The sequence below is a fragment of the Microbacterium sp. BF1 genome (assembly GCF_019279095.1).
GTDB lineage: Bacteria > Actinomycetota > Actinomycetes > Actinomycetales > Microbacteriaceae > Microbacterium > Microbacterium maritypicum.
Window position 1 is genome coordinate 1 of record NZ_JAGYWT010000024.1, and the last position, 11554, is coordinate 11554.

The 11554-nt window shown below is 64.3% G+C and carries 15 protein-coding genes; 11 read left to right on the plus strand and 4 right to left on the minus strand.

The features are described from left to right. Positions 1–139 precede the first annotated feature (139 nt). The 3 genes from KZA10_RS01720 to KZA10_RS01730 are packed head-to-tail and all read left to right on the plus strand — an operon-like array spanning position 140 to position 1263. Entirely contained in the window at positions 140–436 is a 297-nt protein-coding gene (locus KZA10_RS01720) for a hypothetical protein (protein ID WP_218682011.1), read from the plus strand. 6 nt (positions 437–442) lie between these two features. Continuing rightward, on the plus strand, positions 443–760 hold the full coding sequence (locus KZA10_RS01725; RefSeq protein ID WP_218682012.1) for a hypothetical protein: 318 nt from the start codon (positions 443–445) through the stop codon (positions 758–760). After that, positions 760–1263, plus strand: a complete 504-nt coding sequence (locus KZA10_RS01730; RefSeq protein ID WP_218682013.1) for a gamma-glutamylcyclotransferase — start codon at positions 760–762, stop codon at positions 1261–1263. The genes KZA10_RS01725 and KZA10_RS01730 overlap by 1 nt, the downstream gene beginning before the upstream one ends. A 2-nt stretch (positions 1264–1265) precedes the next feature. On the opposite strand, the gene KZA10_RS01735 is transcribed toward KZA10_RS01730, so the two are convergent. Further along, positions 1266–3041, minus strand: coding sequence for a hypothetical protein (locus tag KZA10_RS01735; protein ID WP_218682014.1), 1776 nt, complete (start codon positions 3039–3041; stop codon positions 1266–1268). A 65-nt stretch (positions 3042–3106) separates the two neighbouring features. Then, positions 3107–3421, minus strand: coding sequence for a hypothetical protein (locus KZA10_RS01740; protein WP_256934291.1), 315 nt, complete (start codon positions 3419–3421; stop codon positions 3107–3109). Positions 3422–3489: 68 nt separating this feature from the next. Here KZA10_RS01740 and KZA10_RS01745 point away from each other — a divergent pair, with 68 nt between their 5' ends. Together KZA10_RS01745 and KZA10_RS01750 are read left to right on the plus strand one after the other, a co-directional pair. Further along, positions 3490–3747 carry a hypothetical protein gene (locus KZA10_RS01745; RefSeq protein ID WP_218682015.1) on the plus strand — a complete coding sequence of 86 codons (258 nt, stop codon included), beginning with the start codon at positions 3490–3492 and terminating at the stop codon, positions 3745–3747. A 125-nt stretch (positions 3748–3872) separates the two neighbouring features. Continuing rightward, positions 3873–4559: a hypothetical protein gene (locus KZA10_RS01750; RefSeq protein WP_218682016.1), complete on the plus strand. Its 687-nt coding sequence runs from the start codon at positions 3873–3875 to the stop codon at positions 4557–4559. Here KZA10_RS01750 and KZA10_RS01755 read toward each other — a convergent pair. Next, positions 4552–6540, minus strand: a complete 1989-nt coding sequence (locus KZA10_RS01755; protein ID WP_256934292.1) for a serine/threonine-protein kinase — start codon at positions 6538–6540, stop codon at positions 4552–4554. The genes KZA10_RS01750 and KZA10_RS01755 overlap by 8 nt on opposite strands. 347 nt (positions 6541–6887) lie before the next feature. On the opposite strand from KZA10_RS01755, the gene KZA10_RS01760 reads away from it, so the two are divergent. Both KZA10_RS01760 and KZA10_RS01765 read left to right on the plus strand, forming a co-directional pair. After that, positions 6888–7265 (plus strand): hypothetical protein, encoded by a 378-nt coding sequence (locus tag KZA10_RS01760; RefSeq protein WP_218682018.1) that lies wholly within the window; start codon positions 6888–6890, stop codon positions 7263–7265. A 101-nt stretch (positions 7266–7366) separates the two neighbouring features. Then, positions 7367–8389 carry an SIR2 family protein gene (locus tag KZA10_RS01765; RefSeq protein ID WP_218682019.1) on the plus strand — a complete coding sequence of 341 codons (1023 nt, stop codon included), beginning with the start codon at positions 7367–7369 and terminating at the stop codon, positions 8387–8389. 111 nt (positions 8390–8500) lie between these two features. On the opposite strand, the gene KZA10_RS01770 is transcribed toward KZA10_RS01765, so the two are convergent. Continuing rightward, positions 8501–9016, minus strand: coding sequence for a hypothetical protein (locus tag KZA10_RS01770; RefSeq protein WP_218682020.1), 516 nt, complete (start codon positions 9014–9016; stop codon positions 8501–8503). A 154-nt stretch (positions 9017–9170) separates the two neighbouring features. Here KZA10_RS01770 and KZA10_RS01775 point away from each other — a divergent pair, with 154 nt between their 5' ends. From KZA10_RS01775 to KZA10_RS01790, 4 genes are all read left to right on the plus strand, one after another. Further along, positions 9171–9725 (plus strand): hypothetical protein, encoded by a 555-nt coding sequence (locus KZA10_RS01775; RefSeq protein ID WP_218682021.1) that lies wholly within the window; start codon positions 9171–9173, stop codon positions 9723–9725. Between the two features lie 287 nt (positions 9726–10012). Continuing rightward, positions 10013–10648 (plus strand): hypothetical protein, encoded by a 636-nt coding sequence (locus KZA10_RS01780; protein ID WP_218682022.1) that lies wholly within the window; start codon positions 10013–10015, stop codon positions 10646–10648. A gap of 39 nt (positions 10649–10687) precedes the next feature. Continuing rightward, on the plus strand, positions 10688–11179 hold the full coding sequence (locus KZA10_RS01785) for an FBP domain-containing protein (protein WP_218682023.1): 492 nt from the start codon (positions 10688–10690) through the stop codon (positions 11177–11179). Positions 11180–11225: 46 nt separating this feature from the next. Further along, a partial coding sequence (locus KZA10_RS01790) for an enoyl-CoA hydratase/isomerase family protein (RefSeq protein WP_218682024.1) occupies positions 11226–11554 on the plus strand: 329 nt, incomplete at its 3' end.

Consider the following 11554-nt stretch of genomic DNA (forward strand, 5'->3'; position numbering starts at 1 on the left):
CCTACCACCGGCGACGTCGACAGGTCCGCCTGGGTCGATTGACGCCGGTCGAGTTCGAGACCATCATGAACGAAGAACTGGCCCTCGCGGCCTGACCAGAACAGTCACCTGTTCCTGCATCAGACCCGGAGGCACGAACGTGACTGTCGGAAGCTCTCACGTCACGCAGACAGCGACCGTCGACAGTCGCTGGCATGACGAGGCCGAAAGCCTCCTCCAGCTTCTCAGCGAGTCGCTGGTGGCGCTGCCTGAGGAGGCACGTGACGCTGTCGCGCCGCTTGTCGAGGATGCGCGCGGTGGGGTGGCGGAGCAGAACCCATCACGTGTGAAGCGGGCGCTGGGCAAGGTCGGGGAGTTTCTCGGCTCGACGGCGTCGGGCGCGCTCGGCGGGCACCTGGCGACCCAAATCCCCACTGTGCTCGCGCTGCTCGGCTGACTGGTCATGGAAACCTCACCCGCGAGCGCAGATCCGACAGTGTCGCGGATCATCCTCAACGCCAAGGACCCCGCCGCGCACGCGTATGTCGACGACCTCACCTCGCTGGCTTCCGCGAAGAGCAAGGCTCGTCGGCTGCTCGAAGGATTTGATGGGCTGCTCCTGCCGACGACGACCGAGCATCCGAGCATCGCGGACGTCGTGGCGGAGCCGCTGGCCATCAACAGGCGGATGGGCACCTTCACAAACTTTTGCAACCTTCTCGATATGGCTGCAGTCGCCGTGCCCGGTCAGGCGACCGACGCGGGCCACCCGTTCGGGTGATGGTCATCGTCCCCGCCTTCCACGACTACGTCGCTCTGGACATCGCCGCGAAGCTCGCCGGCCACGAGATTGTCGAGACGCCGGAGGAGGGCATCGAACTGTTCGTCGTCGGAGCGCACCTGCGCGGGCAACCGTTGCACCACCAGCTGACCAGTCGCGGTGCTCGCTTCGTCGGTCCCGCGCGCACCACGCGCGACTACAGGCTTGTGGCGTTGGGTACAGTTCCGCCGAAGCCGGGTCTTGTCCGCGACGCGGGACATGGGGCACTTATCGAAGGCGAGGTGTATCGCCTGTCCGCAGCGCACCTCGGATCCTTCCTGAGTGAGCTGCCCGAGCCGATGAGCCTCGGTCCGGTGACTCTGTCTGACGGTGGCACCGTCGTTGGCTTCAGTTGCGCGTTCGATTCGGCGTCTGTTGGAAAGGACATCACAGACTTCGGCGGCTGGCGCGCCTATCTCGCATCAGCCGAGAACCTCCCTGCAGGGGGCTACATGTCTCGATAGTTCTATGTCGCTGAAGTGGTGGCGAGCGCCGCGGGCTCGTGCAGGTGCCAGATGGGCCACGCGCTCATCTTCTCCACCTGCGCATCGGACAACTGGGATCTCAGATAGGCAGCTTCCTCGACCTCGTCGAGTATCAACGCGCAGGCGAACTCGAACTCGACGCCGTCCTCCCCACCGGCCTGGGCGCTGCTGCGTTTGATGATGCGGACTGAGTTGCGATCCTCTGCGGTCAGGGAATCAGTGCGCCAGCGAATTTGCGCCCTATTGACCACATGTCGATCCAGCGGCCCGTCCTGGGCGATGAGCCAATCATTCAACCGTGAAGCGGCATCGAGCAGCTCAGGCTGTCGTTTCGGTTGCCGGTCTGCTGCCTTGATGAGTGCGATGACCCGTTCGTTCGCCAGGTGCGTGGTTCTCGGCTGGTCGGAGAGCGCTGCGTAGGCGTCGACGATGGCATCGAGTCTGAGGTTCAGGAGGCTGGGAAGGTACTCTTCCTCCACCGCGTCATAAACGGTGATGGGGATCCCTTCCTCCTCCGGCATATCCGGGCTGTATCGGTACATGTGAGGTGCTGCAGGGTCGAACGGGTCCACGTACTTCCAGCGGTGTGGACCGGTTCCGGGGAGGACGAGGACCATGAGGTGCCAGGAGCCGACGTTGACCACGAATCGGCTTGTCTCTCCGTCCTCGTTGGTGGCCTCTTCCTCGTGGACCAGGGCGTGGTAGAGCTGCAGCAGTTGGCGAATCTGTTCGTCGTCCAGATCCTTCATCTCGATGAGGGTCGGGTCGATGTGGAGGACGTCGAAGAGGTCTCGGAGGCGTTGCAGCATCTTCCACTGGTCGTGGAGCGACTTCGCGTCCTTCAGTTCCGCCTTGTCCATCTCAGCATCGACGAAGTTCTCTTCAAGTTCTCCGATGCGGAGGGGGTGGCGTTCGGTGAGTGCGATGAAGAATTCGACCGCTTTCAGCCGTGACGCGAAGTTGCTCTCCAGTTGGAGGGTGAAAGAGCCGGATCGCTCCGTCTCGGATTCTCGGAGGATCAGTTTCAGGCCGCCGGCGAGAGCGATCTCGACGCGGTGTTCATCGAGACGGCGGATGAGGAAGTTGTCGTATGTCGCGTCGCCGCAACTGATGCGGACCTCGGTCCTCGTCGGCACGTACGAGCGAGGATGGATTTCGAGCGTGCCGCCGAGGGGAACGGTCATTCCATTTTCGGTGACGACCTCGAGAGCATAGTCGCCTCGCAGCGGATCGAGCACGAGCGGCGCGTCCAAGCTCATCCCGGAGATGGAATGTACGGTGAGAGTTCGGACCTGCTCGAACATCGCCGGGTCGAAGCCCATCGACGGGTTCTGGTTCTTCGTGCGTAGAGCCAGTCCAAAGATCGGCTCGATCAGTGCGGGGGAGCTCGGGAATTTCTCCATCGGAACCGAGATGTTGTCCTGCTCCTCGTCGGCGCCGTCGAGGAGGGCCTGTATGCGGAACGGGGCGAGGAGGGCGTAGTACGGGGTGGTCTTCCCTGCCTTGTCGACGAGCACGACGAAGTACACGACTCCGGACTCTCTCTGATACCCGAGAAGGTCTACACGGGGAATGGGAAAGCTGTTCAGCTTTCCGCGGCGAGACCGTCCTTTGACCTGCACAGACACTCGCCCACGCCAGTCGCTCTTCGTCTTCGCGAGGCCGTCGTACACCTCGACATGACCGTCCGTGAACGGCGTCTTGTCGTTGGCGGTGATCTGTGGGCCGAGGTGCGGACACCGGGAGAGCATAGTCACGATTCGCGCTACAGCTAGGTTCTCAACGTCCACGGCACCATCCTGCCAGGACTACTCGTTGAGGCTCACGCGCCGCGGTCTTGGACTGCGTTTGCCCAGACCCAGCAGCGAAACGTCTGGTCGCCCGCGCGGAACTCGATGCCCGCGGCGAGCGGAGTGGAGCGGGCGAGCTTGGCATCGACGCGAATCGCCTGAGATCCGAACCGAACCCACGCGCTGACCTGTCTTAGAGGACGGGGGTAGATGGTGAGTGGATGCTCCCGCAGTGCGAGCTCGCGGTCGGTGAGGGACTGCAATGGACCGGCGCGGGCGGCGGATAGGATCGCTCGATGCTGTGCCTGCATGTCGTAGTACGGGGCCAACCGCTTGCTCGTCCCCATCCCGGCGCTCCTTCCTCCGGCCAAGATCAGACTAGCAACATTCGAATCTATGTTCTATTCTGATCTGCATGCGTACGACCGCCGAACACCCCGTGACTCTATGGTTCACCGACGACATCCCCGTGCGCATGATCCTCGCGGGTCGGCGGTGGCGAGTCACGGACAGCCCGACTCGCCTGCAGCATGTGACCTGGACCGCGCCGTTGGAGGCGCACCACGGCCTGCATGGATTGCGTTTCCAGGGCACAGACGAGGACGGTGTCTCGCTGGTGTTTGACGTGTACAAGGCGGAAGACGGATGGCACGTTCACAAGAGCTATGAGTAGCGCAGCGCATAGACGCCGCGCACATGACAGACGCGTAAGCTCAATACGGTTCCCACGAGGAAGGTGCCCTACTCTCGGGAAGAAGTACTGGGGCACTTCACGCGGGATTTCTTGAAGGAGACCAGATGTTCACTGCTGAAACCGAACTCGGCCGTCCCGTCGCATCCTGGCTGCGCAGCACCGGAGGTGTCTGCATCGCTGAAGAAGTCGCGGTCGGCTATGGCGTCCCGGATATGGTTGCCGGCGTCGGTGAGCGTCGTCAGCTCAGCAACCGCCGGCGTCAAGTCGGACCCGTCACCGACACTCTGCAGCTCGCGCTCCTCGAGTACTGCCGCACGTCACGCACGGAAGATGAACTACGCGAATGGGCGCCCGGGGCCTACTCCGATCTGCTGCGCCGCGCTCTCCGTCCGCTCCTCGAGCAGGAGCTTCTCACCGCCACCCTCACCGGATACCGTGCCCGCCGTCAGCCCCGCGACCCCTTCGAGCGTCTCGTTGCCGTGGAGCTGAAGCTGCGGGTGTCCGAGCGCGGGTTCGCGCAGGCCTACGCGTACCGCCTGTTTGCCGAGTCGTCCTACCTCGCCGTTCCAGCCGCTCGGATCCGACCAGTGCACATGGAACGGGCCCGCCACCTGGGCATCGGCCTGCTCGCCGTGTTCGACGACCGGTGCGAAGAGGTCGTTGAACCGGAGGAGCGCTCGCTCGTCACCCCGAACCGGCGAAGGCTCGCCAGCGAGCAGGTCCTCGCCGCGAGCCTTCGCGTGGATGGGCCGCGTGCCGGCGCACCGGCCCGCAGCCTCGTCCTCAGCTGAGTGCCGCTTCCCACGCGCTCAGGAACCTGAGGTTGTCCCGGAGCGGAGGCAACTCCTGCGCCGTCTCCGTGGCTTCGCTGATCCACTCCCGCATCAGGGAGATGCGTTGTCCTGCTGGGAGGCCGGATAGCCGGGACGCCTGAGCATGCTGGGCCACACGGTTGTGCTGGTTCAGGAGGATCCGTTGCTGAGGCGTCAGAGTCTCGAGCCCGGGGTTCTCGGACATGACCCGGTTTCCCTCCGGCGTCCCGAGGTCCGCGACCTGCTCGTACTGCCGAGCAATGAGCGCGAAAGCGGGCGCGGCGATCTGCGTCATCAGTTGCGGAATGTAGACGCGGTCGATGGGCTGGCGAGCACGAATCGGCGCCTCCGGGTGAGGTGCCGAGTTCATCTGGCTGGACCTCGGTCCGACGCCCCATCCCTGTGCGCCCATCGCCAGCAGCAGGAGGCCGCTGCTGGCGCGCTTACCAACTACAACCGGCACGCCTGCGTCCCGCATCACATCCAGAAGGTCGCGCAGGCCACGGAGGGTGTCTACGTCGGCAAGGGGTGCAAACGACGGCTGCGGGGTGTGCACAAGGAGGTACAGGCGAGTCATGTGCTGCCCGGTAAGCAGAGTCAGGAGCTGGTCGCGCTTGTCGTTGTCGCTCAGCCACGCTGAGTGCACCAGGACGGAGGTCCACAGCTCGCCCATGAACAGCCCCGAGCTCGCGAAGTCCCGGTAATCGGATGCACACGCCAGGGACGTGCTCACCCAGTTCAGCTCGCCTTCGCCGGCGTAGAAGTACGGGGTCAGGTACACGTCACCGCCCGTGTCCGCATGCCAGTCCCATACCGACCGGCTCCACGCGCGTCGAGTCGCGTCATCGGCGAAGCCGGTCAGCGGAGGGAGCCCTCCGTACGGCAACTTCTGGAACCACTTCTTCTGTGCGCTGAGAGGACTCCGCGTTAGCCAGGTGGAGGGGTCCGAGACGACCGTCCCGCCGGCTGCGGCTGTCTCTTTTACGAACTCCTTCGTCCGATCCCCAACCTGGGCGCTGATGATGGTTCCGTGCGCGCCCAGGCGACGGAGGAACCCGTCCGCGGCCCATGACTTCAGGTCACCGATGGTGGGATAGTACTCCGCGAGCTCGCCACTGCCCTCCACGGCTTCATCCCACGCTGCGGACGCCGCATCGAGGTCAGCGAGAAGCTCGGCGATCTTCAAGTACCGACGGTGCGGCTGCTTGTGCATCATCCGCTCGACGATCTCGGCCACCGGCGCGGGAACGGCCGGAACAACAGACCGGATCGGCCGCGGCGTCACCTTCAACGGTGCCACCCAGCAGTCGTAGCCGTTGCGCGAGTAGAACGGAGCGACGCCCGTCAACAGCAGGTATGCGATGGAGCCCAGCACGAACTGGTCACTGCGCCAGTCGCCATGTGTCGGACTGGAACTGACCTGCTCAGGGCTCATCCATCCGGGAGTTCCCGGAGTGGGGAGCGCCGTCATCGACTCGTCATCGACGTGACGAGCAAGGCCCAGGTCAACGATGACGGGAGTTGCATCCGCCCGCAACATGATGTTCCTTGGCGTGAGGTCGCGATGGGCGGTGCCCTGGTCCCAGATAGCGTTTGCTGCGTCGACGAGAGCGCGGGTCAGTCGAATCGAATCCCCGATAGAGAACACCTCGCCGCCATCGAGCGACGCGCGCAGCGTGTGCCCTTCGACGAAGTTCATCTTGATCCAGCGGTACTCGACATCGCCGAACGTGTATGAGCCGACCTCGCGGAATCGGACGACCCCGGGGTGATCCACCCGCTGCAGTGCGGCTAGTTCCCGCTCGATACGTTCGGCTTCACCAACGTCAGGGTCGATGACTTTCAAGGCGTAGACCTCGTCGGCTGTCGTTACGCGGAACGTGCAGGCGAATCCTCCCGTTCCCAAGTGTTCAACGCGGGCATCAGATGGTGCGATGCGTAGAGCGATTTGCTCAAGCATGTCGCGGTTTGCGGGCACGAAGTCCTCCGGTTCGCTGTGGATGACGCCAAAGGCGGCCGTCACGCGTGATTGTATCGATTCACATACATCGAATAGAGAAACACTCGGCGCACGTCACTCCGGTATGTCAGCAATCGTGATGGGGGTCGGAGGTGAGCGCGTGCGAGCGAAGTCTTCCTGCCCTGACGCGGTAGCCTCAGCCCATGATTGATCCGGGGTGGGCTGCGGTCATTGCCGCAGGGGTGTCGCTGTGTCTGGGCTTGGCGAGCATCTGGAGGGCGGCGACCGATACGCGACGGGCGCAGGAGCGTGAACGGCAGCGTCACCGCGCGGAGGCCTATGTTCAAGTGCTCCGCATCGTCGAGATTCGCGGGCTCGCTGTCCAAGACGAGATGTACAACTACACGGAGACGGGCGACAACGCGTACGATCCGTTCGCGCCGACCCTGCCGAATCGGAAACTGCACATGCCTGATCGGACGGACCGGGCGGAAGCGCGAGCGCTTCTTGTCGCGTGGGGGACGCCCGAGACGCGTCTCGCGTTCGAGGCGTGGTTGGGGCACATCGAGGCCTGGGAGAAGAAGCTCTCCGACTGGCACTACGAGAACGAGGTGAATGGGCCTCCGGACCTCAGTGAGGGTGACGCGGAGCCGGAGAGGGCGAAGGAACTGGCGGCGAGGACGGCGTTGGGCGACGCGGTCAGTCGCGAAGTGCAACCAAGGTAGCGGCGCAGAGTTTCGGGCTGGCCGGAATTCATCATCTCCGGTCCGAACCCGAACGGATACGGCAAGACCGGGGCCCTAGGTCCGCGATAGAGGAGGCGTACATGCATGACTGGGTAGCGGATGCCGCAGGGAAGATCACGGTGCTGTTGGGCGCGGGCGCGTCGGTGCCGGCCGGTCTCCCGATGTCTAGAGGTCTGACGGATATCGTCTTCGCCGCCCTCGACGAGCGTTCCCGAGCCCCTCGGACTTGGGAGTTCGTGAAGGAACATGTCGACCGTGACAACACCGACGTCGAACAGCTGTGGCGGTCGCTCGAGGATCTCCGTCACGTTCTCGTTAGACAGTCTCCCTGGACCGGCCTCGTGGATGTTCCGGCCACCGTCACGGCGAAGAGCGTCGCCGAGGTGCAGTTCGACATCTTCGATGTCGCTGTCGCATCCCTGCGGAACTGTTCCGTGGACGCGCCAACCGGATACCTCGAACCTCTCGTCACAGCCGACATCGTCGGGATCGTGACGCTGAACTTCGACACCCTGGTGGAGACAGCAGCGGCGGCCTGCGGCGCCGTCGTCGCAACCGGGGCGGATGACTGGGAGGGCGGCTTCACGTGGCCGATTCCCCGTGACGCGACCCCGCTGCTGAAACTGCACGGATCACTCGACTGGCACTCCGTCGTTCGTGGGCGAGGGCCGATTCCGCGCAGCGGGCTCGAGACGATGTCGCGTGAGGCGGAACTGCGCTTCAATGGAAGCGGGATCTACTCTGACTTGCGCTTCGGCCTGGAGAACAAGTTGACCCAGGACGGGACGATGCCTGCGCTTCTCAGCGCTTTCTCGGAGCTTCTCGATGACAGCGATCTTGTCGTGGCGGTCGGTTACGGGTTCCGCGACGTCCACGTAGATGTGGCGTTGGACAGGTGGGCGGCGAGCAACGACGCACGGAGGCTTCTGGTGGTCGATCCCACCAGGAAGCCGGATGACCTCGAGGCGCTGGAGAAGTCCGGTAGCGCGTGGTTCGGGCATATGATTGCGGGACTTCGGCACGATGTCTGGCAAGGGCGCACAGAACGGATCCGCGTCATCGACGAGTCGGCGGGGACGGCGTTCGCTAGCCTCTTCCGTTGAGCCAGGGGGTTGTGCTCGCTGGCAACAGAAGAGCCGCCGAGGTGCACGGGAGAATTGGCGGCTCGCTCACGAATCGGCGGCACGGGAGAGTGCCCGGGTGGAAGCGGCACGTCAGCGTGCGCGTATCGTCCTCACGTCCGCATCGGGGGCGTCGCCGCAAGCCGCGGCATCAAGAACGCGTCGCAGACGGCAGCGCCTGAACCAGCTGCTGCGCGGAGTTCTCCGGACGATCTCCAGCCGTCGTTCGACAGCAGCCAGAAGCTTCGTGTCGTGCGCCACGCGGACCGCATCCACGAGCATGAACGTGAGCGTCCACAGCACCCCCGCGGCGGACACCGCGAGGATAACGAGTGTGTGAGGCAAGACGTCGTTGATGCCTGCCGACGGGGCGATACTCGAGAACACGGTGATGGCGAGAGTGGGCATCGCGACGAAGAGCGCCGCCATCCCGACTCGCCAGTCATTCGTTGCCGCGCTCATCGCGCGGGTCCTGAGGAAGCCGGCGACGTAGGTCAGGTCCTCTGGACTGGTGTTGCCGGAATCCAGCCATTCGTGGATACGGGCATTCGCGTCGCCTCGGCTGCAGGAGACGAGGTCAGCGATCTTTGGATCAAGCGCATCTGTCACTCGTTCAAAATAGTGGGGCTCGGAGAACCTTCAGTGACTTGACCGGGGAGCAGCGGAGTGATTGTCGTGGCCGTACGGGATCGCGCATGACCTGACACTCGTGCTGTTTCACGCTCGAGCGCTCCCGAGGCAATCCGACGCGGTCGGGCGCGAGGTGTCTCTCACCACCATCGAAGAGTCGGCTGATCGCGCGTTGCGCAGCATCCAGTCGCTCCTTTCGCTCATGCGCGTATCCGACGCCGATGCGCCATTTCCCGATGAAGACCGCTACGACGAGAACCTGGCGTCGACGGCCACGAGCTTGGGGACTCTCTTGGATGACGCGGGGATCCCGACCCAGGTCAAAGCGCCCGAACATTCGCTCCAGATTCCTACCGAAGTTGAACGTGACCTCGTCGCTGTCGCAATCGAGACTGTAACTAACATCATCAAGCACGCCCCGCACTCGCAGGCCGCGGTCATCAGCGTCTTTCGCGACGAATCTCATGTTGGGCTCATCGTCGAGAACGTGGTCAGTCGAACCCCACGTGCCCTCGGTACGGATCGCGGAGGGCGAGGCCTGAGGCGGGCAAGCCAAAGGCTCGGGCAGCACGGTGGACAGTTGAAGTCGGGCCCCACCCCTCACGGGTGGGAGGTTCGCGCCGTGCTTCCCTTCACGCTTCATCAAGACATCACGGAAGCGTCTGCACAGGAATCTCACAAGCGCTGATCCGACGGTCAGCGCCTTCAGGCGAGAGTAGGGCTGTCGGGGGTACACGTGGGAATAGCGAAAGGAACGCGTGGGAAACGTGTAGGAATAGCGAACCTCGATCCCTTTGGAGAGTAGGGAACGCGGAGATACGCGAACTCGCCACCAACACATCCGCGGAACACCGCGGAACTCGAAGGCCCACGCGATTACCGCGGGGGCCTTCTCTCGTCACCGTGGCCCTCACCAGAATCGGGTGGCCACATGCCACCGAAGACTTGCGCTCGCCCCGACCTCCGAGATCGTTCGTGACCACGCCCGCGGGTTGGTATGTCGACGACAAGGGCGCGACCCGGTCGTGGGACGGTTCCCGGTGGGGTGAGGACTCTCCGGTCGCAGCGTCATCGACGGAGTTCCCATCGCTCCCGGAGGGGACGAGCACGACCACGGTATGGGTGTGGCTGATCGTGCTCCTCCCCGTGCTGAGCGCGATCGCCACCATCGGCTACCTCGTGCAGATGCAGCAGGGAATGTTCGACATGCTTGCGGCCGTGCCGCTGGACGACTCATCGTCACTCGACGTGGAGAGATTCATCGCCGCGGAGCTCAACGCCTTCCTCACGCCGTGGTATCTGGTCCTGACGCTGTCGGGCTGGGTGATCTACGGGCTCTCCGTCTGGTTCGCCGCCCTCGATGCCCGACAACTCACCGCGAGAGGGTTCGACCGGCCCTTCCCCTGGGTGTGGACCTTCCTGTCCTCTCTCGTCTACGTGATCGGCCGACATGTCGTGATCCGTCGACGCGGAGGGCGGACTCTGGCGCCGCTCCTGGTGACGATCGCGATCCAGGTCGTCGTTCTTCTCGCTGCATCCGTCTGGGCATCCGTGTTCGTCGCCCAGACGTTCGAGACCGTGTTCTGGATGGTCACGACGCGGCAGATGTGACGTGGCCCCGCGACCGCGAACGATTCATAGACTGGAGCGATGCGACCGCTCACCGAAGCCGACGTCCGCGCATCGTTCGTCAATGCGGATGCTGACGAACTGCGCCTCATGGAGATGCCGCACGACTTCCTGCTCGTCGACTGGGACTACCTCGATTTCTTCGCCTGGCAGGATCCGGGTGCGAGCCGTCGAGGTTACGTGGTGATCCCTCACGACGACGAGGTGGTCGGCATCGTGTTGCGCGCGACGGAGCCCGGCCGCGCTCGTTCGGGCATGTGCAACATCTGCCACACGATGCAGCCCGGCAACCAGGTCGCGCTCCTCTCCGCACGTCGGGCCGGTGAAGCGGGCACGCGCGGGGACTCGTTCGGCACCTACATGTGCGCCGACCTCTCCTGCCACGAGAATGTGCGCCTCGCCCACCCGCTCGCGCCCAACGAGGTGCGCACTCCGGGGCAGGTCGACTTCCGCCTCGACGGCACCCGTCGGCGGATGGAGAGCTTCGTCTTGCAGGTCTGGGAGCGGGTCTGATCGCGGTTACGCTGGTCCCACACGTCCTGCGCTCGAAGGAGAAGCCATGAGTGATGCCATCCTGTTCGCCGTCGAAGAGGGAATGGCCCGGCTGACGCTGAACCGCCCCGCTCGCCTTAACGCCTTCAATGCCGACCTGGCGCACGCCTGGAAGGATGCGACGGCCGAGGCGACCTCTAGGGCCGACGTGAAGGCGATTCTCATCGATGCCGTCGGCCCCGCGTTCTGCGCCGGTGGCGACGTGATCGACATGGCGACGACGATGGGGGCGTCCGGTGGGGAGATCACCGCGCTCGCCGAGGTGATCAACGCCGGTATCCGCTCGCTCACGGAGTCTGCGGTGCCCGTCGTCGCGGCTGCCCACGGCACGACCGC

Coding starts and splice junctions, on each gene's coding strand:
- KZA10_RS01765 (WP_218682019.1), top strand. CDS start 7,367: ATGCATGACTGGGTAGCGGATGCCGCAGGGAAGATCACGGTGCTGTTG.
- KZA10_RS01755 (WP_256934292.1), bottom strand. CDS start 6,540: ATGCTTGAGCAAATCGCTCTACGCATCGCACCATCTGATGCCCGCGTT.
- KZA10_RS01750 (WP_218682016.1), top strand. CDS start 3,873: ATGTTCACTGCTGAAACCGAACTCGGCCGTCCCGTCGCATCCTGGCTG.
- KZA10_RS01725 (WP_218682012.1), top strand. CDS start 443: ATGGAAACCTCACCCGCGAGCGCAGATCCGACAGTGTCGCGGATCATC.
- KZA10_RS01785 (WP_218682023.1), top strand. CDS start 10,688: ATGCGACCGCTCACCGAAGCCGACGTCCGCGCATCGTTCGTCAATGCG.
- KZA10_RS01740 (WP_256934291.1), bottom strand. CDS start 3,421: ATGGGGACGAGCAAGCGGTTGGCCCCGTACTACGACATGCAGGCACAG.
- KZA10_RS01745 (WP_218682015.1), top strand. CDS start 3,490: ATGCGTACGACCGCCGAACACCCCGTGACTCTATGGTTCACCGACGAC.
- KZA10_RS01730 (WP_218682013.1), top strand. CDS start 760: ATGGTCATCGTCCCCGCCTTCCACGACTACGTCGCTCTGGACATCGCC.